Consider the following 25163-nt stretch of genomic DNA (forward strand, 5'->3'; position numbering starts at 1 on the left):
TCAGTCCTTGTCCACATCGATGGCGGGGGGCGCTTGAGGCGGCACTGCTGCCGCACCTTCAAGCTTGGCGAATCTCGGCTCATCGCTGAGGTTTTCGCTCAGATCGTCGATCACGTCGACATCGGGCAACAGTGGCGCGATATCGGGGAGATCGGTCAGTGACGACAGCCCGAGTCGTTCCAGGAACAGCTCGGTGGTGGCGAAAGTCACTGCCCCGCTGTCACCGTCCGTACCTGCCTCGATGATCAGGCCGCGCGCCAGCAGGGTGCGGATGACCGCGTCGACGTTCACGCCGCGCACCGCGCTCACCCGGGCGCGTGTCACGGGCTGCCGGTAGGCCACCACCGCCAGCGTCTCCAACGCCGCCCGGGTGAGCTTGGTCCGGGCACCGTCGAGCAGCAGCCGCTCCACGTACGGGGCGTACTTGGCGCGGGTGTACATCCGCCATCCGCCACCGGTCTCGCGCAGGTCGATGCCGCTGTCGCGGGCAGCCAGCTCGGCTGCCAACTGCCGCAGCGTCGCCTCCACCCGTTCGGCGGACTGCTGCACCGCCGAGGCCAGGATGTCCACCGGTGCGGGGGTGTCGACCACGAGCAGCAGCGCCTCCAGCACCGAGTACAGCTCGGCGTCGTCGAGCTGGACCTCCGGGGCGGGACCCGACTCGTCGTCGAGTTCAGACGCTTCAGCGACCTCGGTGCCCAGATCGACACGTGGTTCCGTGTCGGTCATGTCGTCGGTCATCAGTCTTCTTCCACTGCGGCGGCGAGGTGTTCGTTGGTAGGCCGATCTCCGGTCCACGAAACCTGGAGCACACCAAGCGGTTCTGGTTGCTCGAATGTTACCGCCCTGGCCCGGTAGAGCTCCAATAACGCCAGGAAGCTGCCGACGATCTGCATGACGTCGCAACCGGCGACCAGCTCGCCGAACGACGACCAACCGCCGATCCCGCGTGTCTCCAGCAGCCCCATCAGCCGCATCGCCTGCTCGGGCACCGATACGGACTGCACGTGCAGATGGTCCAACCGCACCGTCGGCACGGGCCGCGGCGTGAACGCCGACGCCGCGATCTCGGCGAACCGCATGGCGTCCACACCCAGTGTGACCTCGGGTAACAGCTCTTCGAAGCGCGCCTCCAACGCCACCGAGCGCGGATAGCTGCGCAGCGCCGCGGCCTCCAGCTCGGCGAACATTTCGGCGACATGTTTGAACGCCCGGTACTGCAGCAGCCGGGCGAACAACAGGTCGCGCACCTCCAGCAGTGCCAGATCTTCTTCGTCCTGCACCTCACCTGCGGGTAGCAGCCGGGCAGCCTTGAGATCCAGAAGTGTGGCGGCAATCACCAGAAACGCCGTCGTCTCGTCGAGCTCGAGCTGACGACCGATGACCTTCGTGTAGGCGATGAAGTCGTCGGTCACCTGGTGCAGTGCGACCTCGGTCACGTCCATGCGATGAGCGAAGATCAGCTGCAGCAGCAGGTCGAACGGACCTTCGAAATTGCTCAGCCGGACTTGGAAACCCGTTTGCGCGGCGGCCGGCTCGGGTTCGGCGGTCACACGCCGAACCGGTAGATGACCTCGCGAGCCAACGACCGATACGCCTGGGCGCCACTGGATTTCGGCGCCCAGGTGGTGATGGGCTCGCCGGCGACACTGGTTTCTGGAAACCGCACGGTGCGGGCGATGGCGGTATCGAAGACCAGATCACCGAAGCGTTCCACCACCCGGGCCATCACCTCACGCGCGTTCACCGTGCGCGGGTCGTAGCGGGTGACCAGGATGCCGCTGATCTCGAGCTTGGGGTTGAGCCGGTCACGAACCTTGTCGACGGTATCGGTGAGCAGGGCCAGCCCGCGCAGTGAGAAGAACTCGCATTCGGTGGGGATGATCACCCCATCCGCGCAGGCCAGGCCGTTGACGGTGAGCAGCCCCAGCGACGGCTGGCAGTCGATCAACACGTAGTCGTAACGGTCCAGCACCGGATAGAGCGCGCGGGCCAGCGACTGCTCGCGGCCCACCTCGTTGACCAGCTGAATCTCCGCGGCGGACAGGTCGATATTGCTGGGCACCAGGTCCAGGCCGCTGATCCGGGTCTTGATGAGGACCTGGTCGATGGACACCCGCGGTTCGATCAGCAGGTTGTGCACCGTGTGTTCCAGCTCGTAGTGCGGAACGCCCAGCCCCGCGGAGAGCGCACCCTGGGGATCCAGGTCGACCAACAGCACGCGCCGGCCGTATTCGGCCAGGCTGGCACCCAGATTGATGGTCGACGTGGTCTTGCCGACGCCGCCCTTCTGGTTGCACATCGCGATCACCTTGGCCGGACCGTGCGTGCTGCGCGGGGTCGGCTCGGGGATATCGCGGGCCGGGCGACCGGTGAGGCCCACTTCGGGCTGCGGCTCGATACCGAGGTGGAGGCTGCCGTCGTCGCTCATGCGGCCCCTTCCTCCTCGGCGAACATCGCAGCAGAGTCTAGCCGTGGAGATGGGCCTGACACCGCAGACCCGCTGGGTAAGGTCACGATATGGGTCTCACACGGCGTGCCCCCTTTCTGCGCTGGTCCTTCCTACGGTTGGCCTGGGGCGCCCGCAACATCAGCCGGACCGGTCAGATCGGCGACGGACGCGAGGCCGCGGCGGCCGAATACGTCCTGCGCGAGTCCCGTCCCGGAGACATCGATGACGTGCTGGCCGCCATCGACCGGTTCGCCTACGAGCAGTCCTTCCTCATCAACGTCGGCGACGAGAAGGGCGCGCTGCTCGACGCCGCCGTGCAGCGCGCCAATCCCGCCGTGGCGCTGGAGCTGGGCACCTACTGCGGGTACAGCGCGCTGCGCATTGCCCGCGCCGCCCCCGCGGCCCGGGTCTTCTCGGTCGAGCTTTCGGCCGCCAACGCCGAGATCGCGCGCCGGATCTGGGCGCACGCCGGGGTCTGGGACCGCATCACCTGCGTCGTCGGCACCCTCGGTGACGGCGGCGCCACCCTGGACACGCTCGGCTTCGCCCCCGGCTCGGTGGACTTCGTCTTCATCGATCACGACAAGAGCGCATATCTGACCGACCTGCAGAGCATCCTGGACCGCGGTTGGCTGCACACCGGTTCGATCGTGGTCGCCGACAACGTCAGACTGCCGGGTGCGCCGAAGTACCGCGCCTTCATGAAGCAGCACGAGGGCCGCAGCTGGCAGACCGTCGAACACCACACGCATGCCGAGTACCAGACGCTGCTGCCGGATCTGGTGCTGGAGTCGCAGTACCTGGGCGCCTGATCGGCGCCGGGCAGGCGGCGCTCACCCGTAGGTGAATGAGTAGGCCTGCAGTCCGCGGGTCAGCGCGACCTCGACGTGCCCGGCGCCGGCAGCGTCCCCGCCGACGATCTGCCGCATGTTCGGCGGCCCCGAGACCGGAATCGTCGTGGTCCCGCCGTTCCGCGTCACGCTGACGGTTCCAGTGCCGCCGACCACCAGATAGACGTCGCGGGCGTGGAAGTTCAGGCCGATGGTGTCGCCCTCGCCTGTAGCGGTGGCGGATTGACTGTCCACGTTCCACGATCCGCGCAGCGCGAAGCTGTCCTGCGGCAGCTGAGCCGGGAAGTCGTAGGTGGCGGCGCCCGCGGTGTAGCCACCGGACCCACCGTAATTCGACGCGTTCTGCGCCCCGAGGTAGGTCTCCGGGGTCAGCGCCGACGTCGGTGTGGTGTCGGGGGCGTCCACGCTCGGTGGCAGCGCGGCATTCGGGTGTGCCTGCGAAAGTAGTTGCCGGATCAGCCTTTCCGTGCCGTCATAGTCACCCTCACCGAACTTGATGTGCCGGACGACACCGTCGGCGTCGATCAGGTAGTGGGCCGGCCAGTACTGGTTTCGGAAGTTGGTCCACGTGGTGTAGTCGTTGTCCAGCCCGATCGGGTAGTCGATCTTCAGGTCGGCAGCGGCGGCGGCCACGTTGTCCTTCTCGCGCTCGAAGGCGTACTCGGGTGTCTGGACGCCGACGACCTCGAATCCCCGCTCCCGGTACGCGTTGTACCAGCCGAGGACGTGCGGGATGCTGCGCTGGCAGTTGATGCAGGAGTAGGCCCAGAAATCGATGAGTACCACCTTGCCGCGCAACGCTTTCAGATCGATCGGCGCGCCGCCCGGGGTGTTGAGCCAGGCCGTGATCCCGCTGATATCGGGTGCGGTGCCGCAGTTCTGCAACTCGGCCGCCCCATCGGTGCACCGGGACAGGGCGGCGTTGCTCTCGTCGGCCTGACCGCTCAGGTTCAGCGGGCGGGTGTCCACCTTGTTCTGCAACGCCGCGGTGTAGTCCGGTATCGCCCGCTGCACGACGGCCGGCAGGTCGAAGACCAGGGCGACGGCGAGCAGGATCGTCACCACCCCGGAGACGACGCGGATCTCGCGCTGGCGGCGGTGGAATGCCCGCACCCGCTCGGCGATCCGGCGGCCGGCGAGCGCGAACACCAGCAGCGGGATGGCCGCCCCGACCGCGAAGGACAGTGTCAGCGCGATGGTGGGCCAGCCGATGTCACCGGTCGCCCCGGCCAGGACGATGGCCGCCAGCACCGGCCCGGCGCACGGGACGTAGAGGACGCCCAGGGCAAGGCCCAGCCCGAAGCCACTCTGGCCGAAGTTCAGTTGTCGCTGCGGCAGTTTGGCGAACGGCTTCTCCAGCCAGGTCTCGACTCGCGGGAAGATCAATCCCACGCCGATCGCCGTCAACGCGATCAGCCCCAGCCACCGGATGGCGTCCTGCGGGAGGTGCAGCAGTGACAACAGGGTTGACCCGGCCAGGGTGACCGCGCTGAAACTGAGCACCAGTCCGGTGATCACCAGGTAGGGACGCAGCACCTCGGTGCGTGACGGGCGGGTCAGGGTGTCGACCGCCGCCGCCGGCCGTCCACCGGTGACGCGGGCACCTTGCGCGCCCGAGAGCAGGATCACCGGCAGAACCGGCAGGATGCACGGCGAGATCCCGGTGATCAGACCGCCGACCAGACCGATGCCGATGAGGGTCCACATGGTGTCGGTCAGCCTTTCACCAGAACGGGCGGCTCGTGGTAAAGATCCGGGTACCGGAGTTTGAGTTGAGCGAGCTTGGGCATGTCGTTGACGGAGATGTACGAATCCGTCGGGTTCGCCGCCATGTAGTCCTGGTGGTAGTCCTCCGCCGGGTAGAAGGTGCGTCCGGCTTCGACCGTGGTCGCAACCGGGGCCGAAAACACCTGACTCGCACCGAGTTGCGCGATGTAGGCGGCGGCGATCCGCGCCTGGTCGGCGTCCTGCGGGAAGATCGCCGACCGGTACTGGGTACCCGAATCCGGCCCCTGCCTGTTGACCTCGGTGGGGTCGTGCGCGACGGAGAAGAAGATCTGCAGCAGGGTGCCGTAGGTGATCTGGTGTGGGTCGTAGGTGATCTGCACCGACTCGGCGTGGCCGGTGTCGTCGGCGCTGACCTCGTCGTAGTGGGCGGTCTGCGCGTCACCGCCGGTGTAGCCGGCCAGCACCCGATTGACGCCTTTGACGTGTTCGAACATGCCCTGCATGCCCCAGAAGCAGCCGCCCGCCAGCACCGCGGTCGCCGCCGTGTCCGCCGTGTCGGCCTGGTCCACGGTGACCTTGGGGACATCGGGCGGGGCCGTGCCGACGGCGGATGGTGTCAGGCCGGTGCATGCGGTGGTGAATACGCACAGTGCACCGGCCAGCACCGCCAGCACCCGTGATCTACCCACGTCGCCTCCTTGTCAGTGGTTCTCGACTCAGGCTAACCGCGGATCGGTGCGGAGAATCTTACGAATTCATGTCGTCGGAATTGATTACCGAAGTCTGACATCCCGGTTTCGCCGGTGCCCCGTGACGTATCCGGCGCTACCGTGAAGTCACCAAAGTCACTGTCGATCAAAGGTGTTGGTGGCATGCTCCTGAGCAGAAGGCGATTCGTCATCGCCGGAAGTGCGCTGACGTTGTCGGCCGTCGCCGGCAGCGCGTGCGCGCACTCCATCGCCTCTCCGGCCGACGCCCACGACTTCGCCGTCACCCACACCGACGCGCAATGGCGAGATCTGCTGACCCCGGACCAATTCGACGTACTGCGCAGGGCCGGCACCGAGACGCCCTACAGCAGCCCACTCAACGACGAACACCGGCATGGCACCTTCGGTTGCGCGGGATGCGCGCTGCCACTGTTCAGCTCGGATACCAAGTTCGACAGTGGAACCGGCTGGCCGAGCTTCTGGAAGCCCCTCGCCGGTGCGATTGTGGAGCGCACCGACTCGACCTTCGGCATGACCCGCACCGAAGTGCTGTGCAGCCGGTGCGGCGGGCACCTCGGGCACGTCTTCGACGACGGGCCGGCCCCGACCCATCTGCGGTACTGCATGAACGGCGTAGCGATGAATTTCACGGCGCTGACGTGATACGCGAAAGGACCACTCCCGCAATGAGATCCGTCATCGTACTGGCCGCCCTTGCCGTCGCGCTCACAGCCTGCAGTGGTGCATCCGAGCAGCAGCAGTCGCCCGCCCCGGCGATGACGGCGCACTCCCCCGCTATGACGGGGCACGCACCCACCACGACAAGCACGTCGCCGGGAACGACGGGTTAGACCGCGCGCGGGTGTGCGCCCGCCCACACCTCACGCAGTGCGTTGACCGTCACCAGCGTGTAGATCTGCGTGGTGGTCACCGAGGAGTGGCCGAGTAATTCCTGCACGACGCGCACGTCCGCGCCCCCCTCGAGCAGGTGTGTGGCGAAGGAGTGGCGCATCGTGTGCGGGGACACCGCGGCGGTCACACCCGCGTGTTCGGCGGCGTCCTGGAGCACCTGCCAGGCACTCTGCCGAGACAAGCGGCCACCGCGGGCGTTGAGGAAGATCGCCGGGGTGCCTTTGCCCCGCCGCGCCATATCGGGCCGGGCCCGCACCAGGTAGGTATCCAGCGCCGCGACCGCGGGCCGCCCGATCGGGACGAGACGCTGCTTGCCGCCTTTGCCGCGCAGCAGGACCGACCGCGAGGTGGTGTCGACATCGTCGATATCCAGCCCGACGGCCTCCGAGATGCGGGCGCCGGTCGAATACAGCACCTCCAGCAGCGCCCGGTTTCGCAGGCTCAGCGGCCCGTCGGAACCGCGGTCCCCACCGGCGGACTCCAACAGCGCGACCACCTCGTCGACGGTCAGGCTCTTGGGGAGCCGCCGGGAGGGGGTGGCCGGCTTGACCTCGCGGGCGACATCGACCTCGAGGACGCCTTCGGCGGTCAGGAATCTGTGCAGGCCCCGGACGGCGACCAGGGCGCGGGCAGCCGATACCGCCGACAGGGCTGTCGCCCCGGTCTCCGGGTCGCCCTTGCGCAGCGCGACGAGGAACTCGCTGACATCGGTCTCGGAGACGTCGCGCAGGTCGGCGGTACCACGCTCGGTGAGGTGCTCGGTGTAGCGGCGCAGGTCACGCCGGTAGGAGCTGATGGTGTTGGCTGCCACTCCGCGTTCGATGACCAGGTGGTCGAGATATCCCCGCACCTGCTGTTCGATCGCGCTGACAGCCGTGGTCACGGGTGGCCTTGACGGGCGGCGAACGCCCGCGGCCGGTCCGGCCAGGGTGCGTCCGCCGGTCGCACGGCGGAACGGTCCGGCAGCGCGTGGGCCGCCAGGATTCCGGCGACCGCAAGCGAGTTGACGATCTCGCCGGCGAACACCCGTGCGACGGCGGTGGCCAGCGGCACCCATGCCAGCGTCAGGTCGGCTTCCTCGTCGCGCACCTCGGGCCGGTCCACCTCGGTCAGCCCGGTGGCCAGGAAGATGCGCACGCTCTCGTCGCTGAATCCCGGTGTGGAATCCACGTCGACGAGCACCGCCCACGACGCTGCCGCGAGCCCGGCCTCCTCCTTGAGTTCGCGGGCCGCGGTGTCCACCGGCGGCTCGCCGCCGAGGTCGAGCAGCCCGGCCGGCAGTTCCCACAGCCGCCGCCCGAGGGGATGGCGGTACTGGTAGACCAGAGCGATGTTGTCCTGGTCGTCGAGGGCGACGACAGCCACCGCACCGTAGTGCTCCACCACTTCGCGGCGAGCGGTGTGCCCGCCGGGCATCCGTACCTCGTCGGCGCGCAGCGCGAAGATCTTTCCGACGTAGAGCGTTTCCGATTCGAGGGTGTCGAACTGGTGCTCAGCCACGGTGTGCGGGCTCGGTGAGCGCTTCGGTCTCGGTGCCGTTGGCCCGGGCGAGGGTGAGCTCCTCCAGGGGCAGCCGCTCGCCGGCCTTGTACTGCAGCGCTGCCCCGATGAACGCCGCGAACAACGGATGCGGACGGGTGGGCCGGCTCTTAAGCTCCGGGTGGGCCTGGGTTCCGACCAGGAACGGGTGCACCTCGCGGTCGTACTCGACGAACTCCACCAGGTGCCCGTCCGGGGACGTGCCGGAGAACTTCAAGCCGCTCTTGGCGATGCGATCCCGGTAGGCGTTGTTCACCTCGTAGCGGTGCCGGTGCCGCTCGGACACCTCGGTGGCGCCGTAGGCCTGCGCCACGATCGAGTCTGCCTGCAGCACCGCCGGATATGCGCCGAGGCGCATGGTGCCGCCCAGATCGGCCTCACCCGCGACCGCGTCGAGCTGGTCGGCCATGGTGGAGATCACCGGATCCGGGGTGTCCGGGTCGAACTCCGACGAGCTCGCCTCGGTCAGCCCCACCGACCGCGCCGCCTCGATCACGATGCACTGCAGCCCCAGACAGAGCCCGAGCACCGGCACACCGCGCTTGCGCGCGTACCGGATGGCGCCGATCTTGCCGTCGATCCCGCGGATGCCGAACCCGCCGGGGATCAGCACCCCGTGCACGTCGTCGAGTGCGGCGATCGCCCCCGCCTCGGTCTCGCAGTCATCGGAGGCCACCCAGCGGATATCGACCTTGGCGCGGTGTGCGAAGCCACCGGCGCGCAGCGCCTCGGCCACCGACAGGTAGGCGTCCGACAGGTCGATGTACTTGCCCACCAACGCGATCCGAACCGTTTCCTGCGGCTCGTGCACACGCTGGAGCAGGTCGTTCCACTGCGTCCAGTCCACGTCGCGGAACGGCAGATTCAGTCGGCGCACCACGTAGGCGTCGAGTTCCTCGCGGTGCAGCACCTTCGGGATGTCATAGATCGACGGTGCGTCCGGAGTCGAGATGACCCCGTCGATGTCGACGTCGCACATCAGCGCGATCTTGTTCTTCAGCGGCTCGGGCACCTCGCGGTCGCAGCGCAGGATGAGCGCGTCCGGGGAGATACCGATGCTGCGCAGTGCGGCCACGGAGTGCTGGGTGGGTTTGGTCTTGAGCTCGCCCGAAGGCTTGAGGAACGGGACCAGCGACACATGCAGGAAGAAGCAGTTGTCCCGGCCGACCTCGTGGCGGACCTGCCGGGCGGCTTCCAGGAAGGGCAACGATTCGATGTCACCGACGGTGCCACCGATCTCGGTGATCACGACGTCCGGGCGTTTGCCCTTGGCATCGGGTGCGGCCATGGCCAGGATGCGGCGTTTGATCTCGTCGGTGATGTGCGGGATGACCTGGACGGTGTCGCCGAGGTACTCACCGCGGCGCTCCTTGGCGATCACCGACGAATAGACCTGACCGGTGGTCACGTTCGCCGAGCCGGACAGGTCGCGGTCCAGGAAGCGCTCGTAGTGGCCGACGTCGAGGTCGGTCTCGGCACCGTCCTCGGTGACGAACACCTCACCGTGCTGGAACGGGTTCATGGTGCCCGGGTCGACATTGAGATACGGGTCGAGCTTCTGCATGGTCACCTGCAAACCGCGTGCGGTGAGCAGCTGCCCAAGACTACTGGCCGTCAGGCCTTTACCCAGTGAAGACGCAACACCACCGCTGACAAAGAGGTGTTTGGTCGCGGTCTGCGGGTGCTTGCGTAACGATGGCAAGAACAACCTCCGTGGCGATGGGGCAAGGCAACTGACTGTTACCTGGGGCCTGCCGACCCACGGAATCTCACCTTAACACCGACGCCGACAAGCTGTCGCTGGCGCGCCGATGGTCTACGTCACTGGGGCGAGCGAAGCGACGGGATATGTCACTGGGGCACGGTCACCGAAGAGGCGCCCCGGCCGATCCCGAACTGCCCGGGCTTGCCGCCGCGCACCAGATCAGCCAACGCCAGCACACTGGTGATCCGCCCCGACTCGGCGTTGACGTCGTCGACGGTGGTCACTGCCGAGGACAGCGCCGCGTCGGACCGGGCCACCGCGACCGCGGCGGTACCCGTCGCCGAGCCGTCCCGGCCGGCCAGCACGGTGCCCGCGCCGTGGGGCGCCAAGCCGGCGGCGAACCGGGCCACGGTGGACCCCCGGTTGCCCGCGTCGTCACCGAGGTCGCCGCCGGTGATGATCACCGCGGTGTTGGCGGCGCCGATGTGCTGGGGGTCATAGGAGATGAAGCCTGTCTCGCGCAGCGCGGCGAGCACCGTGTCACGTTGGTCGTCGACCACCGCGGGATCCTTGCCGGACAGCAGCGCGATACCGAGCAGGTCGCCGGCCTGCGAACCCTGGTCCACCGACTTGGTGGACAACTGGCGTCCGGCCGGCAGGATCGATGAATTCACCACCGAGAGCAGCTTTTCCGAGGAGTTGGCATCGACGAACTGCGGGGTCAGCGAGATGGCTCCGGTGACGGTGGCGCCACTCTGGGTGGCCAGCCGGGTCACCGCGTCGACGTCGTCATCGGCGGCATCCGGGGTACGGAAGATCACCACGGACTTGCCACCCAGGGTGTCGCGCAGAATTCTCGGCGCCATCATGCTGTCGAATTCACCAGCGGCGCTGAGCTTTTCGTTCAGAGCATTCTTGTCATCGGTCAGGGTGTTGATCTGCTCGTGCAGATCGGCCTTGTCCTTACGCAGCCCGGACAGCACCGTGTCGGACAACAGGCCTGATCCCAGCACCACTCCGACTGCCAGGGCCAAGAAGACCGCCGCCAGCGAAATCGCGTGTGACCGAAGGGAGATCATCAGCTGACCAGACCCTGAGCCCAGAGCAGGAAGCGGTTCCAGTATTCGGCCACCCAGTCCAGGACGACGGCGTCGGTACGCGACACCCAGAGCGCGACGATGACCGCGATCAGCATGGCCAGCACCAGCAGCGCGATCGCGCCGCCGGAGATCCTGCTGCGGTACAGGGTCGCCACGGCCTTGGCGTCGACCAGCTTCTCCCCCACCTTGAGGCGGGTCAGGAAGGTCGAGGGATTGCTCTGCTGCCGGGAGCGGTCGAAGAACTCCTCGATGGTGGCGCTGTGACCTGCGGTGACGATCAGCGCGGCGCCATGGTGGTGACATAGCAGCAGCGCCAGGTCGGCCGCCGAGCCGGCCGCCGGGAAGGTCATGGCGCCGACACCGAGGTCCTGGATGCGCTCCAGGCCGGGGGCGTGACCGTCGGCATCTGCGGGCAGCACCACCTGGGCGCCGCACCGGAGCGCGTCACTGCTGATGACGGCGGGGTCGCCGACGATCAGCTGCGGCCGGTAGCCGGCCTTGCGCAGCACGTCGGTTCCGGTTCCGACACCGACGAGGACCGGCTGGTACTCCTTGATGAAGGGCTTGAGGGCTTTGAGATCGTCGGCGGCCGAGGGCCCTTCGGCCACCACGACGACATGCCTGCGATCCATGTCGACGTCGATATCGGGGATGCCCATCCCGTCGATCAGCAGCGGGCTCTCGCTGCGGATGAACTCGATGGTGTTGCCCGCGAACGCTTCCAGATGGGCCACCAGACCGCTCTTGGCCTCCACCATGAGCTCGTGGATCTCCAGGTCATTGCGTTCGGTGCCATGCGCGATCCTGCGGTCACCGGTGTAGACGCCGCCGTTGTTGACCCGAACCCTGGCGCCGTCCTTGATCTTCTTGAAGACCTCGGGACCCGCTTCGTCGATCAGCAGAATGCCGTTGGCCACCAACACTTCCGGCCCCAGATTGGGATAGCGGCCCGAGATCGACGGGGAGGCGTTGACGACCGCGGACACGCCCGCTTCCACCAGGGCGTCCGCGGTGATCCGATCCAGATCCAGGGCGTCGAGCACGACGACATCCCCGGGACCGACGCGGCGCAGCAGTCGGTCGATGTCGCGGTCAACGCGGGCGGTACCGATGACGCCCGGCTTTGAGCTGGCATTACGCGATAGCAGCGCTGACATCTTCATGGGGCCGATTCTGTCGGCCAACCCTCAAGTTGAGGTGGAGGCGCGCCGTAACACCAGCCCCACAAGTTTTCTTTTGTCACATCTGCAACAGCAGGAGCATCTCATTCGCGTCTCGCCGCGTAATGCCGCGCGGCCTTGGCCCGGTTGCCGCAGGTGGTCATCGAATGCCAGCGCCGGGTGCCGTTTTTCGAGGTGTCATGGAACCAGAGGATGCAGTGCGGATGGGCGCACTGCTTGATCCGGCGGGGAGACTCCGAGAGCAGTTGCAGCAGATTGTCCGCGGCCAGCCAGCCGGGCAGCCATCGCGGCTCCGGTACGTCCGGCTCGTCGCGTGGCCCGGAATCGGCCAACCGGCGCCGGATGCGTCCGTGGTCGAGCACCTCGTTCACGTCGTCGGCCGATCCGCCGCTGACCGCCTGCAGAATCGCCTCGCGAGTGAGGATCAGCGCATCCAGGGTCGGTCCATCGGCGGCGCACCGGTCGGCAAGGTCGTTGGTCTGCAACCAGCACCGCAACCCCGCCGTATCGGACAGCAGATCCTGTGGACCGTCGGCCGACGCCCACCGGGTGTTCAACAGGTCCAGCGCAAGGGGTTCCCCGACATGCGGGCGCGGATCGCGCATGACTGAGATTAACCACCTCCCCCTCTCACCGTTTCATGCTCTTTGGACGGTTGACACCGACGCGTTCCGATTCTAACCTTTGATTATCGTTTTAATGGTTACTACGGAGGATCGGACATGGCGACCACGACCGCACCCGGGCACATCGGCCTCAATGTCACGGACCTGGAACGGTCGGTGTCCTTCTACCGTCGCGCCCTGGGTTTCGACCAACTCGGAGTCAGCACAGCAGGCGAACATCGGTACGCCTTCCTGGGGTCGGACGGCGTCCTGCGGCTCACCCTGTGGCAGCAGAGTGACGGCACGTTCTCCGCACACACGCCGGGCCTGCACCACCTTTCGTTCCAGGTGGACACCATCGAACAGGTCCGGGCGGTGGAAGCGGTATTGAAGGAGTTGGGCGCACCCTTCGCCCACGACGGCGTCGTGGCACACCGCGAGGGTGCAGCATCCGGCGGCATCTTCTTCAGCGATCCCGACGGCATCCGGCTCGAGGTGTACGCCCCGAGCGGTGCGGACGCCGAGCCCGCGCCGAACGGCTCGGCCCCCACCTGCGGATTTTTCTGAGTCGCTGCGATGACGCTCTACCACGCAGGTGAAACGGCGGTTCAACAACGCCTGGGACAGAGTGCGATCGCCGAGCGCGTCGGCCGCATGGTGCGCGCGGAGATCCCGGCTGCTGCCGCGGACTTCCTGGCCGAGCAGCCGATGGTGGTGGTCAGCGCGACCGACGACGCGGGCCGGGTGTGGGCCGGTCTGATCACCGGCCGACCGGGTTTCCTGCGTGCCGAGGACCCGCGGACCATCATGATCGGGGCGCTGCCCGCACCAGGCGATCCGCTTCGCGAGATCCTGGCGCGCCCGCACCGGATCGGGATGATCGCGGTCGAACCACAGACCCGACGCCGGATGCGGGTCAACGGGATCGCCGCTCCGGTCGACTTCGGTTCACAGGCCGGCCTGCGCGTCCACACCGATCAGGTGTATTCGAACTGCCCGAAGTACATATCGCGCAGGAACATCGAGCAGGTGCGAGGCGAACCGGCGCGGCCCGCGGCCCGTCATGGGGCGGAACTGGACGCACACGCCGCGCAGTTCATCACCGCCGCCGACACGTTCTTCGTCGGTTCCGCGGACACCGACGGCAATGCCGATGCCTCGCACCGGGGCGGCAATCTCGGCTTCCTTCAGGTGATCTCACCAACCCGGCTGCGCTGGCCGGACTACCGCGGCAACTCGATGTTCATGACGCTGGGCAATATCGACGTCAATCCGCACTGTGGGTTGCTGATCCCCGACTGGCGCACGGGATCGACCATCCAGCTCACCGGCACCGCCCGGATCGATTGGGAACGCCACGACGCCGCCGGTGCGCAGTGCTCGATCGACTTCACCGTGTCCGAACTGGTCGAGCTCCCCGAGGCAAGCCCGCTGCGCTGGGGCGCCGCCGAGCTGTCCCCCGCCAATCCGGCCTGACCGGCCCTAAGGGGCGTTGCGTTCCTGCTGGGCCGCGTCGAGCAGTTCGCGCGCATGCGCACGGCCGGTGTCGGTGTCGCCCAGGCCGGCCAGCATCCGGGCCAACTCGGCGACGCGGTCGTCCTCCTCCAGGCGCACCACCCGGCTGGACTTGGGCCCGCTCTCGACCACCAAGTGGGTGTCGGCGTACGCGGCGACCTGCGGCAGGTGGGTGACGACGATGACCTGGTGGGTGCGCGCCAGCCGTGCCAGCCGCCGGCCGATCTGCACCGCGGCCCGGCCCCCGACACCGGCGTCGACCTCGTCGAACACCATCGTGGTGCCGGCCGCCGACGCCGCCAGCACCACCTCGAGGGACAACATGACACGCGACAGTTCACCGCCGGAGGCGCTCTTGGCCAACGGCAGCAGGTCGGTACCGCGGTGCGCGGCGAACCCGAACTCGACGGCGTCCACACCGTCATGGCCGGCGTGCACGACAGTGCCGCCGGGCAAGGTGACCGGCGCGGAATCGTCGGCGCGCGCCGGCAGGGCCGATACGGTGATGCCGAACTCCGCACCGCTCATGGCAAGCCCGGTGAGTTCGGCCGTGACCGCCTTCGCCAGGCCTTTGGCGGCCTTGGTGCGGGCCTTGGTGAGATCGGCAGCCACCACGATCAAGCGGGCGTGCAGCTCGTCGACCCGGGCCCGCAGACCTGAGAGCGCCTCCTCGGAGACGTCGAGCTGAGCCAACCGTTCCCGGGATTCCTTCGCCCACGCCAGTACGCCGTCGATATCGGCGGCATACTTGCGCGTCAGCCCGCGCAGTTCGGCCTGACGTGACAGCTTGCTCTCCAGAGTGCTTGCATCACTGGGCAACTCGGCCAGATAGTCACCGAGCTCGGTGGCCACGTCACCGATGACCGCGACCGCCTCGGCGAGCCGCTGCCCGAGCGTCTGCAACGTGGAGTCATCGGTGGCCTGTAACGCCGCCTTGGCCTGGGCCACCGCGCTGGCGGCCGACGCGGACTCGCCCGCATCGTCATCGGGTGCGCCGGCCAGCGCGGCCCGGGCGGCCGCGGCAGCCTCGCGCAGGGCGTCCAACTCGGAGAGCCGACGGATATCGGCCACCAGCGCCTCGTCCTCACCCGGCTGCGGAGCCACCTCCTCGATCTCGCCGAGGCCGAAGGTCAACCGGTCCGACTCCAGGGCCAGTTCACGCGCCCGCTGCGTCCGATCGATGAGATCGCGACGGGCCGACAGCCACTCCTCGCGGACGGCTCGATACTTGGCCAGCGGAGCACTGATATCGGCGAATCGGTCCAGCGCCGCGCGCTGTTCGTCCGGACGCATGAGCCGCAGCTGATCGTTCTGGCCGTGCAGTGCCAGCAGTTCGTTGGTGAACGAACTCAGCGATTTGGCCGGCACACTGCGGCCACCCAGATATGCCCGCGACGGGCCGTCCCGGCTCACCGACCGCGCGGCGATCACACTGTCGTCGTCATCGCGTTCGGCGCCGGAGGAATCGAGGATGTCGTCGATGCGTCCGACCACCTCGGTGTGCACATCGGCGGTGCTGAACCGGCCCTCCACCACGGCGCGCGGCGCCCCGGTGCGCACCCGGTTCGCATCGGCGCGGGCCCCACCCAGCAGGTGCAATCCGGTGACCACCATGGTCTTACCGGCACCGGTCTCACCGGTGAGCACCGTCAGGCCCCGGTCGAATTCAGCGGTCGCGGTGCTGATGGCGCCCAGCGACTCGATACGGATCTCGGAGAGCACTACTGGCCGCGCCATCCTGTGACGGGCAGGCGGAACTTACGCACCAGCCGGTCGGTGAACGGTGCACTGTCCAGCCGGATCCACTTCAGCGAGGTGCCGCAGCGCGTCACCTCGACCCGTGCACCGGCGGGCACCACCATCTCGCGGCGCCCGTCACAGAACACCATCGCGTCGTGCCCCTCGGCTTCCACCTCGATGGCGATCGCGGCATTGGGGCTGGTGACCATGGGTCGGGCGAACAACGCGTGAGCATTGTTGGGCACCACCAGAATTGCCTCCAGATCGGGCCAGAGAATCGGCCCGCCGGCCGAGAATGCGTAGGCGGTGGAGCCGGTCGGTGTCGAGACCAGCACCCCGTCGCAGCCGAAGGACGACACGGGCCGGCCGTCGACCTCGAGCACGACGCCGAGCACACCCAGCCGCGGCCCCTTCTCCAGGCTGGCCTCGTTCAGCGCCCAGCCGCGTTCCCGGATCTTGCCGCCCTCACGGACCACGATGTCCAGCGTCATCCGGTTTTCGACCCGGTAGTTGCGGTTGATCACGTGTTCCAGGACCGTGTCGAGCACCTCGGTCTCGGCCTCGGCGAGAAACCCGATGCGGCCCAGGTTGATTCCCAGTACCGGGATGTCGACGTTGCGGGCCAGTTCCGCGGCCCGCAGAAACGTCCCGTCCCCGCCCAGTGCGAGCACCACCTCGCAGCCCTCGGCCGCCCGCTCATCGGGGTCCACCACCTCGATGTCGATCCCGAGGGCGCGCATATCGTCCGGATTGAGATGCAGCGCACCCCGATCGACGGCTTCTGCGGTGAGCACCCGTAGCCCGATCCCGTGATCGCCGAGTACCTTCTCGACGCGGCGCGCGGTTTCGGTGGCTTCGGCGCGGCCGGTGTGGACGACCACCAGGACAGTGCGTTCGCAGGTCATTGGGGTCCTTCGTCAATGGCGCGCGCAATCGCGCGCTCGAGATCGTCACCTTGCAAGGGGTGGTCGGTGGCCATCCGCAACCGTAAGAAGAACTCGACATTGCCCGACGGCCCAGGCAGTGGACTTGCTGTGACATCAACAGTGTGCCAATGCAATTCAGCGGCCCGCCGCGCGACCCCGAGCACCGCGTCGGCGCGCAGCGCCGGATCGGAGACGACGCCGCCCGCCCCCACCCGGTCCTTGCCGACCTCGAACTGAGGCTTCACCATCGGCACGATATCGGCGTCGGCGGAGGCACAGCGGGTCAGTGCGGGAAGCACGGTGGTCAGCGAGATGAACGACAGATCCGCGACCACCAGGTCGACGACACCACCGATCGCCTCCGGGGTCAGCTCACGCACGTTCGTGCGTTCCAACACGCTCACCCTGTCATCCGATCGCAGCGACCAGGCCAGCTGCCCGTAGCCGACATCCGCGGCCACGACGTGCGCCGCGTCGCGGTCCAGCAACACCTCGGTGAAACCGCCGGTCGAGGCGCCCGCATCCAGACAGCGGCGCCCCTGCACCGGCACACCGAATGCGTCGAGTGCGCCGATCAGTTTGTGTGCGCCGCGTGAGACCCAGGTCTTCTCGTCGGCCGCCACGGTCAGCGCGGCATCCACCGACACCGCGGTGGCAGGTTTGACGGCAGGGAGTCCGTCGATGCGTACCCGGCCGGCGCTGATCAGCTCGGCAGCCTGCTGCCGCGACCGGGCCAGCCCACGTCGCACCAGCTCGGCGTCCACTCGCGCCCGCCGCGTCATCGGCTCAGTGCTCCCGGATCGCTTCGCCGCGGCCCTCCACCGATTCCAGGGCACGAACCAGCAGGTCGTGAGCCTGTTCCAGGCGGACCGCGACAGCGTCGATATCGACGGACTCGACGCCAACCACCGCCGGATCGGGCAGGCCGGCCAGCAGTGCGGCGATATCGGTGCGGATCTGCTCGGGATCGGTACTCATGTCAGGAGATCACGCTAGTCGATCCGGTCAGCTCAGCAGCGACCAGCGTTGCAGTGCGGTACGGGCCGTGTCGTCCGCGGCAGTGACATCGACAGGACCGCCGTTCGGTCCGGCGGACCACACCGCGGACGCGACGGCGCGCACCACGCTCAGCTCGTCCCCCGCATCCGCGCCGGTGGCGCGCACGGTGACCACGGATCCGTCCGCGTCGACCTGCCAGGCCGGATGCGCCGCGATCCGCAGTGTGTCGCCCTCGGTATGCAGTGATCGCAGATCGGGCGCGACGAACACCGGCCGCTGGTCCGGGATGGCGTGCACCATATCGGCGGCGGTGTTCACGCCGGTGAGCACCATCAGACTGGGCAACCCGGCGGCGTTGGCCCCCTCGATATCGGTGTCGAGGCGATCCCCGACGACCAGTGGGCTGCCGAAGCTGCCGCGGGCCAGGGCATCGTTGAGCAGAGTCGGCGCCGGCTTGCCGGCGACCTGAGGATCCTGATCGGTCGCGGACCGCAGCGCGGCGACCATCGAGCCGTTGCCGGGCAGCAGTCCACGCTCGGACGGCAGTGTCCGGTCGACATTGGCAGCCACCCAGATCGCCCCGGCCCGGATGGCCAGCGCCGCCTCGGCCAGATCGCTCCATCCGGTCGACGGTGAATGCCCTTGGACCACCGCCACCGGGTTCTCGTCCAGGGTGCGCACGGGGCGCAGCCCGACTCCGCTGATCTCCGCGGCCAGCGACTCGGTCCCGACGATCAGGACAGCGGATCCGGCCGGCAGTTGGGCGGCGAGCAGCCGCGCCGCGCTCTGAGCGCTGGTGACGACATCGGCTTCACCGGCCGAGAATCCGAGCTCCTGCAGGTGCTGTGCCACCTCGGCGGCGGACCGGGATGCATTGTTGGTGACGTACAGCGCACGCGGGCCCACCGAAGCCAGGCTCTGCACCGCGCCGAGGGTGGGCTCGTGGCCGCGGAACACGGTGCCGTCCAGATCCAGGAGCAGGCAGTCGTGCGCCTGTACGAGAGTCCCCATGTCAGCCCAGCTCGGTGAGACGCTCTTCGGCATCGGTGACGCCATCGACGTCGGCGGCCGCGGCGTGGATGAATGCCTGCACCGCGTCGTCGTTGCGGCCGAGCGCGACCAGTGTCTCGGCGTAGGCGTAGAACAACCGGGCACCGGTTTGGTCGGTCCTGGTCGGATCCAGCGGTGGGCTCGACAGCAGGGCAAGTGCCTGCTCGTGCTGACCGAGGTCGGAACGGGCGCCGGCGATGACAATACGAAGCTCATCGGCATCGTCGCCGGTCAGCTGTTCGGCCTCGGGTGTGCGAGCAAGTTCGATCGCCCGCTCTGGCCGGCCGACGCCACGTTCGCAGTCGGCGATCATCGGCAGCAACGACGACTTGCTGCCCATACGACGGGCCGCCCTGAGTTCGGCCAGAGCCTGGGCCCAGTCACCACAGAAGTAGGCAGCGATACCGACGGCTTCGCGGACTGCGGCGATGCGGCCGGACCGCGCTCGGGCGGCACGCGCATGGGCAAGTGCGGCCTCCGGGTCCTCGTCGAGCAGTTCTCCGGCCGCCACCAGATGCCTGGCCACCACATCGGCGGTGGATTTGTCCAGGGTGATCAGCTCGCTGCGAATCTCCGGAGAGAGCTGCTTTGCCTCGATCTCCTTGGGTATCGCCGGGCCGGCGGCCCGCTCGGCGTCACCGTCGGAAGGGCGGTGCGGTTGCTCACGACGGCCTCGATCGGGACCCGAGGAGCGAGGTGCGTTCGGACGATCGCGAGATCCTCGTCGTGGTCCGCCGTCGGTACGGCGCGGACGTCGTTCGCCGCTGCCATCCTGCCTGTCCTGCGCCACGCTGGCCTTCCTGGTCGCTCGCTCTTCGTAGTAGACACTGCTCCTGGGAAACCTTGTTCCCACAAACGTTGTGTACCGGGAAAGGATAGCCGGGCGCCGGCGAAACGCGACAGTCGCGCGAATTCGGCAGATTAAGTCCGGATAATTTTTGTCCGGTGATATGGAAATGCCTCGGCCCTCCAATCTAGGATTGGAGGGCCGAGGGCTTTAAATTGTGTTCGGCGGTGTCCTACTTTTCCACCCGAAAGGGTAGTATCATCGGCGCTGGTAGGCTTAGCTTCCGGGTTCGGGATGGGTCCGGGCGTTTCCCTACCGCTATGGCCGCCGTAACTCTATTCACTTTTCAGTGACCCCCTCGTGGGGGAAATCTGTGGGTGTGTTTTGGTGGTGGGGTGCAGTCAAAATATTGTTTGATCTGCTGTGAATATGTGGTTGCGGGCAATGTGTTGTGCGTCTTTTTTCTTACACATGGTTTTGTTTGTTACCCCACTTTTGTTGGGGTGTGTGTAAGTTTTCGGCCGGTTAGTACCAGTTCCCTGAACCTATTACTAGGTGTACAGGTCTGGCCTATCAATCCCGTGGTCTGCGGGGGGCCTTATCCCTCTAAAAGGGTGAGAAGCCTGGTCTTGGAAGAGGTTTCCCGCTTAGATGCTTTCAGCGGTTATCCTGTCCGAACGTAGCTATCCAGCCGTGCCCCTGGTGGGACAACTGGTAAACCAGAGGTTCGTCCGTCCCGGTCCTCTCGTACTAGGGACAGGTTTCCTCAAGCTTCTGACGCGCGCGGCGGATAGAGACCGAACTGTCTCACGACGTTCTAAACCCAGCTCGCGTGCCGCTTTAATGGGCGAACAGCCCAACCCTTGGGACCTGCTCCAGCCCCAGGATGCGACGAGCCGACATCGAGGTGCCAAACCATCCCGTCGATATGGACTCTTGGGGAAGATCAGCCTGTTATCCCCGGGGTACCTTTTATCCGTTGAGCGACACCCCTTCCATTCAGAGGTGCCGGATCACTAGTCCCGACTTTCGTCCCTGCTCGACATGTCCGTCTCGCAGTCAAGCTCCCTTGTGCACTTACACTCAACACCTGATTGCCATCCAGGTTGAGGGAACCTTTGGGCGCCTCCGTTACATTTTAGGAGGCAACCGCCCCAGTTAAACTACCCACCAGGCACTGTTCCTGAACCGGATATACGGTTCGAGGTTAGAGGCCCAATACGGTCAGAGTGGTATTTCAACAATGACTCCACACACACTGGCGTGCATGCTTCACAGTCTCCCACCTATCCTACACAAACCGAACCGAGCACCAATACCAAGTTGTAGTGAAGGTCCCGGGGTCTTTTCGTCCTGCCGCGCGTAACGAGCATCTTTACTCGTAGTGCAATTTCGCCGAGTCTATGGTTGAGACAGTTGAGAAGTCGTTACGCCATTCGTGCAGGTCGGAACTTACCCGACAAGGAATTTCGCTACCTTAGGATGGTTATAGTTACCACCGCCGTTTACTGGGGCTTAAATTCTCCGCTTCACCCTTACGAGTTAACGGGTCCTCTTAACCTTCCAGCACCGGGCAGGCGTCAGTCCGTATACATCGTCTTGCGACTTCGCACGGACCTGTGTTTTTAGTAAACAGTCGCTTCTCACTGGTTTGTGCCACCCCCCACCGCTGCCGGCCGTAAAGACCATGACAGTAGGAGGTCCCCCTTCTCCCGAAGTTACGGGGGCATTTTGCCGAGTTCCTTAACCATAGTTCACTCGTACGCCTTAGTATTCTCTACCTGACCACCTGTGTTGGTTTGGGGTACGGGCCGTGTGTGAGCTCGCTAGAGGCTTTTCTCGGCAGCATAGGATCACCGAATTCGCCTCAATCGGCTATGCATCACCTCTCAGGATTAATGAGACCCGGATTTACCTAGGCCTCTCCCTACCGGCTTGCCCCAGTATTACCACTGACTGGTACGGCTACCTTCCTGCGTCACCCCATCGCTTGACTACTACCAGAGAAGGTCCCGCGCAGCCCTGCCAATCCTCACACCCGAAGGTGATCAGTAACGACAGTTTTGGGCGGTTAGTACCTCTGATTCATCATGGGCGCGCACACACGGGTACGGGAATATCAACCCGTTGTCCATCGACTACGCCTGTCGGCCTCGCCTTAGGTCCCGACTCACCCTGGGCGGACTGGCCTGCCCCAGGAACCCTTGGTCTTTCGGCGGGCAAGGTTCTCACTTGCCTTATCGCTACTCATGCCTGCATTCTCACTCCCACACCCTCCACAGCTCCATTACCAGGCTGCTTCACTGGGTGCAGGACGCTCCCCTACCCATCCAACAAAGTTGAATGCCGCGACTTCGGCGGTGTGCTTGAGCCCCGCTACATTATCGGCGCACAATCACTTGACCAGTGAGCTATTACGCACTCTTTCAAGGGTGGCTGCTTCTAAGCCAACCTCCTGGTTGTCTTCGCGACTGCACATCCTTTTCCACTTAGCACACGCTTAGGGGCCTTAGTCGGCGATCTGGGCTGTTTCCCTCTCGACGCACGGAGCTTATCCCCCGCCGTCTCACTGCCACGCTTACACTTACCGGCATTCGGAGTTTGGCTGACGTCAGTAACCTTGTGAGGCCCATCGGCCATCCAGTAGCTCTACCTCCGGCAAGAAACACGCAACGCTGCACCTAAATGCATTTCGGGGAGAACCAGCTATCACGGAGTTTGATTGGCCTTTCACCCCTACCCACAACTCATCCCCTCAGTCTTCAACCTAAGTGGGTTCGGGCCTCCACGCGGTCTTACCCGCGCTTCACCCTGGCCATGGGTAGATCACTCCGCTTCGGGTCCAGAACACACCACTACACCAACCCCTACGGATTGGATACGCCCTATTCAGACTCGCTTTCGCTGCGGCTACCCCACACGGGTTAACCTCGCGACATGTCCCTGACTCGCAGGCTCATTCTTCAAAAGGCACGCCATCACCCCACGACAAGTCGAGGGCTCTGACGGATTGTAGGCACACGGTTTCAGGTACTATTTCACTCCCCTCCCGGGGTACTTTTCACCATTCCCTCACGGTACTAATCCGCTATCGGTCATTGGGAAGTATTCAGGCTTACCGGATGGTCCCGGCAGATTCACAGCAGATTTCACGGGCCCGCTGCTACTCGGGGACAGTTCCACAACAGGGTGCACATTTTCGCGTACCGGGCTCTCACCGTCTACGGCAGGCCATCCCAAGACCACTTCCGCTAACACACACCTTTATCACTGTTGCCCTCATCGGCGGATGAGAGAAGAAACGCCCCACAACCCCGCACACACAACCCCCGCCGGGTATCACATGCATACGGTTTAGCCATCCTCCGCTTTCGCTCGCCACTACTCACGGAATCACTTTTGTTTTCTCTTCCTACGGGTACTGAGATGTTTCACTTCCCCGCGTTCCCCCCCACACCCTATATATTCAGGTGTGGGTAACACGACATCACTCGTGCTGGGTTTCCCCATTCGGACATCCTCGGATCCACGCTCGGTTGGCAGCTCCCCGAGGCATAACGCAGCCTCCCACGTCCTTCATCGGCTCCCAATGCCAAGGCATCCACCATGCGCCCTTAAACACTTACAACACAAAAAAACCAGAATAAAGAAAAAAGAAATTGCACATCACAACACACAAAACACCAGACCACCAACCCAAAGGCCAGCAGCCCAACAATTCTGCGTGCAAGATGCTCGCAACCACTATCCACAAATCAAACACCACACCCCACCACCAAAGCAGGGCAACAACAAACACCACCAACCCCAACGGGTCGAAGGCCGACAACCCCCACCACAAAGGCACGGGCATCGCAGGGCCTGTTGTCTCAAAGCCCAATAGTGTGTCTGGCAGTTTTACAAGTTTGTTGTCGCACCAGACCCCCACCCACTACAGGCGAAAGGCCATCCAACGAATCGCCTGACAATCGGCTGATCCCGCAATCTACGGGGCCGGCCAGGTCTCGTGGTGCTCCTTAGAAAGGAGGTGATCCAGCCGCACCTTCCGGTACGGCTACCTTGTTACGACTTCGTCCCAATCGCCGATCCCACCTTCGACGGCTCCCTCCACAAGGGTTAGGCCACCGGCTTCGGGTGTTACCGACTTTCATGACGTGACGGGCGGTGTGTACAAGGCCCGGGAACGTATTCACCGCAGCGTTGCTGATCTGCGATTACTAGCGACTCCGACTTCACGGGGTCGAGTTGCAGACCCCGATCCGAACTGAGACCGGCTTTACAAGGATTCGCTCCACCTCACGGCATCGCAGCCCTTTGTACCGGCCATTGTAGCATGTGTGAAGCCCTGGACATAAGGGGCATGATGACTTGACGTCATCCCCACCTTCCTCCGAGTTGACCCCGGCAGTCTCCTACGAGTCCCCGGCATAACCCGCTGGCAACATAGGACAAGGGTTGCGCTCGTTGCGGGACTTAACCCAACATCTCACGACACGAGCTGACGACAGCCATGCACCACCTGCACACAGGCCACAAGGGAACCAATATCTCTACTGGCGTCCTGTGCATGTCAAACCCAGGTAAGGTTCTTCGCGTTGCATCGAATTAATCCACATGCTCCGCCGCTTGTGCGGGCCCCCGTCAATTTCTTTGAGTTTTAGCCTTGCGGCCGTACTCCCCAGGCGGGGTACTTAATGCGTTAGCTACGGCACGGATCCCAAGGAAGGAAACCCACACCTAGTACCCACCGTTTACGGCGTGGACTACCAGGGTATCTAATCCTGTTCGCTCCCCACGCTTTCGCTCCTCAGCGTCAGTTACTGCCCAGAGACCCGCCTTCGCCACCGGTGTTCCTCCTGATATCTGCGCATTCCACCGCTACACCAGGAATTCCAGTCTCCCCTGCAGTACTCAAGTCTGCCCGTATCGCCCGCACGCCCACAGTTAAGCTGTGAGTTTTCACGAACAACGCGACAAACCACCTACGAGCTCTTTACGCCCAGTAATTCCGGACAACGCTCGGACCCTACGTATTACCGCGGCTGCTGGCACGTAGTTGGCCGGTCCTTCTTCTGCACATACCGTCACTTGCGCTTCGTCTGTGCTGAAAGAGGTTTACAACCCGAAGGCCGTCATCCCTCACGCGGCGTCGCTGCATCAGGCTTGCGCCCATTGTGCAATATTCCCCACTGCTGCCTCCCGTAGGAGTCTGGGCCGTATCTCAGTCCCAGTGTGGCCGGTCACCCTCTCAGGCCGGCTACCCGTCGTCGCCTTGGTAGGCCATTACCCCACCAACAAGCTGATAGGCCGCGGGCCCATCCCACACCGCAAAAGCTTTCCACCACACCCCATGAAGAATGCGA

The 25163-nt window shown here is 65.5% G+C and carries 21 protein-coding genes and 3 rRNA genes; 4 read left to right on the forward strand and 20 right to left on the reverse strand.

Annotated elements, in window-relative coordinates; translation table 11 throughout:
- From scpB to FHU31_RS17930, 3 genes are read right to left on the reverse strand one after another with little or no spacing between them, the layout of a single operon-like run.
- Window positions 1–741: an SMC-Scp complex subunit ScpB gene (scpB, locus tag FHU31_RS17920; protein ID WP_167160414.1), complete on the reverse strand. Its 741-nt coding sequence runs from the start codon at window positions 739–741 to the stop codon at window positions 1–3.
- Window positions 741–1553, reverse strand: coding sequence for a segregation/condensation protein A (locus tag FHU31_RS17925; RefSeq protein ID WP_167160416.1), 813 nt, complete (start codon window positions 1551–1553; stop codon window positions 741–743). Before FHU31_RS17925 ends, scpB begins: the two co-directional genes overlap by 1 nt.
- Window positions 1550–2431, reverse strand: coding sequence for a ParA family protein (locus FHU31_RS17930; protein ID WP_167160417.1), 882 nt, complete (start codon window positions 2429–2431; stop codon window positions 1550–1552). The genes FHU31_RS17925 and FHU31_RS17930 overlap by 4 nt, the downstream gene beginning before the upstream one ends.
- An 89-nt stretch (window positions 2432–2520) precedes the next feature.
- Between FHU31_RS17930 and FHU31_RS17935 the strand changes: the two genes are divergently transcribed.
- Complete coding sequence (locus FHU31_RS17935; RefSeq protein WP_167160419.1) at window positions 2521–3264, forward strand: O-methyltransferase; 744 nt, start codon at window positions 2521–2523, stop codon at window positions 3262–3264.
- Between the two features lie 21 nt (window positions 3265–3285).
- Here the strand turns inward: FHU31_RS17935 and FHU31_RS17940 are convergent, their stop codons facing one another.
- Together FHU31_RS17940 and msrA are read right to left on the reverse strand one after the other, a co-directional pair.
- A complete protein-coding gene (locus FHU31_RS17940) occupies window positions 3286–5010 on the reverse strand; it encodes a cytochrome c biogenesis protein CcdA (protein ID WP_167160421.1) in 1725 nt (574 codons plus the stop codon).
- A gap of 8 nt (window positions 5011–5018) precedes the next feature.
- The gene (gene msrA, locus FHU31_RS17945) at window positions 5019–5720 is read right to left on the reverse strand and encodes a peptide-methionine (S)-S-oxide reductase MsrA (RefSeq protein ID WP_263987833.1); all 702 of its coding nucleotides are present in this window, start codon (window positions 5718–5720) and stop codon (window positions 5019–5021) included.
- Between the two features lie 183 nt (window positions 5721–5903).
- Between msrA and msrB the strand changes: the two genes are divergently transcribed.
- A complete protein-coding gene (msrB, locus tag FHU31_RS17950) occupies window positions 5904–6404 on the forward strand; it encodes a peptide-methionine (R)-S-oxide reductase MsrB (protein WP_167160423.1) in 501 nt (166 codons plus the stop codon).
- A gap of 184 nt (window positions 6405–6588) precedes the next feature.
- Here msrB and xerD read toward each other — a convergent pair whose 3' ends face one another.
- The 6 genes from xerD to FHU31_RS17980 form a co-directional block, all read right to left on the reverse strand.
- Window positions 6589–7536: a site-specific tyrosine recombinase XerD gene (gene xerD / locus FHU31_RS17955; RefSeq protein WP_167160425.1), complete on the reverse strand. Its 948-nt coding sequence runs from the start codon at window positions 7534–7536 to the stop codon at window positions 6589–6591.
- Entirely contained in the window at window positions 7533–8153 is a 621-nt protein-coding gene (locus FHU31_RS17960; protein ID WP_167160427.1) for an NUDIX domain-containing protein, read from the reverse strand. The genes xerD and FHU31_RS17960 overlap by 4 nt, the downstream gene beginning before the upstream one ends.
- Window positions 8146–9894, reverse strand: a complete 1749-nt coding sequence (locus FHU31_RS17965; protein ID WP_167160429.1) for a CTP synthase — start codon at window positions 9892–9894, stop codon at window positions 8146–8148. Before FHU31_RS17965 ends, FHU31_RS17960 begins: the two co-directional genes overlap by 8 nt.
- A 149-nt stretch (window positions 9895–10043) precedes the next feature.
- The gene (locus FHU31_RS17970; protein WP_167160431.1) at window positions 10044–10976 is read right to left on the reverse strand and encodes a copper transporter; all 933 of its coding nucleotides are present in this window, start codon (window positions 10974–10976) and stop codon (window positions 10044–10046) included.
- Window positions 10976–12160 carry a putative cytokinetic ring protein SteA gene (gene steA / locus FHU31_RS17975; RefSeq protein ID WP_167160433.1) on the reverse strand — a complete coding sequence of 395 codons (1185 nt, stop codon included), beginning with the start codon at window positions 12158–12160 and terminating at the stop codon, window positions 10976–10978. The genes FHU31_RS17970 and steA overlap by 1 nt, the downstream gene beginning before the upstream one ends.
- A gap of 101 nt (window positions 12161–12261) precedes the next feature.
- Entirely contained in the window at window positions 12262–12783 is a 522-nt protein-coding gene (locus FHU31_RS17980; protein WP_167160435.1) for a CGNR zinc finger domain-containing protein, read from the reverse strand.
- A 117-nt stretch (window positions 12784–12900) separates the two neighbouring features.
- Between FHU31_RS17980 and FHU31_RS17985 the strand changes: the two genes are divergently transcribed.
- Window positions 12901–13350 (forward strand): VOC family protein, encoded by a 450-nt coding sequence (locus FHU31_RS17985; RefSeq protein ID WP_167160437.1) that lies wholly within the window; start codon window positions 12901–12903, stop codon window positions 13348–13350.
- Between the two features lie 9 nt (window positions 13351–13359).
- Window positions 13360–14259: a pyridoxamine 5'-phosphate oxidase family protein gene (locus tag FHU31_RS17990; protein WP_167160439.1), complete on the forward strand. Its 900-nt coding sequence runs from the start codon at window positions 13360–13362 to the stop codon at window positions 14257–14259.
- Between the two features lie 6 nt (window positions 14260–14265).
- On the opposite strand, the gene recN is transcribed toward FHU31_RS17990, so the two are convergent.
- From recN to FHU31_RS18035, 9 genes are all read right to left on the reverse strand, one after another.
- Window positions 14266–16020: a DNA repair protein RecN gene (gene recN / locus FHU31_RS17995; protein WP_167161149.1), complete on the reverse strand. Its 1755-nt coding sequence runs from the start codon at window positions 16018–16020 to the stop codon at window positions 14266–14268.
- The gene (locus tag FHU31_RS18000) at window positions 16020–16943 is read right to left on the reverse strand and encodes an NAD kinase (protein WP_090361485.1); all 924 of its coding nucleotides are present in this window, start codon (window positions 16941–16943) and stop codon (window positions 16020–16022) included. The genes recN and FHU31_RS18000 overlap by 1 nt, the downstream gene beginning before the upstream one ends.
- A complete protein-coding gene (locus tag FHU31_RS18005) occupies window positions 16940–17746 on the reverse strand; it encodes a TlyA family RNA methyltransferase (protein ID WP_167160441.1) in 807 nt (268 codons plus the stop codon). Before FHU31_RS18005 ends, FHU31_RS18000 begins: the two co-directional genes overlap by 4 nt.
- Before the next feature lie 4 nt (window positions 17747–17750).
- A complete protein-coding gene (locus tag FHU31_RS18010) occupies window positions 17751–17942 on the reverse strand; it encodes a hypothetical protein (RefSeq protein ID WP_167160443.1) in 192 nt (63 codons plus the stop codon).
- A gap of 27 nt (window positions 17943–17969) precedes the next feature.
- The gene (locus FHU31_RS18015; RefSeq protein WP_167160445.1) at window positions 17970–18974 is read right to left on the reverse strand and encodes an HAD-IIA family hydrolase; all 1005 of its coding nucleotides are present in this window, start codon (window positions 18972–18974) and stop codon (window positions 17970–17972) included.
- A 1-nt stretch (window position 18975) separates the two neighbouring features.
- On the reverse strand, window positions 18976–19803 hold the full coding sequence (locus tag FHU31_RS18020; RefSeq protein ID WP_167160447.1) for a tetratricopeptide repeat protein: 828 nt from the start codon (window positions 19801–19803) through the stop codon (window positions 18976–18978).
- A gap of 216 nt (window positions 19804–20019) precedes the next feature.
- A 5S ribosomal RNA gene (gene rrf, locus FHU31_RS18025) occupies window positions 20020–20132 on the reverse strand.
- A gap of 173 nt (window positions 20133–20305) precedes the next feature.
- Window positions 20306–23428: ribosomal RNA gene (locus FHU31_RS18030) — 23S ribosomal RNA — on the reverse strand.
- Between the two features lie 392 nt (window positions 23429–23820).
- Window positions 23821–25163, reverse strand: a 16S ribosomal RNA gene (locus FHU31_RS18035); the annotation flags it as partial.

It is taken from the genome of Mycolicibacterium fluoranthenivorans (assembly GCF_011758805.1).
Taxonomy (GTDB): domain Bacteria; phylum Actinomycetota; class Actinomycetes; order Mycobacteriales; family Mycobacteriaceae; genus Mycobacterium; species Mycobacterium fluoranthenivorans.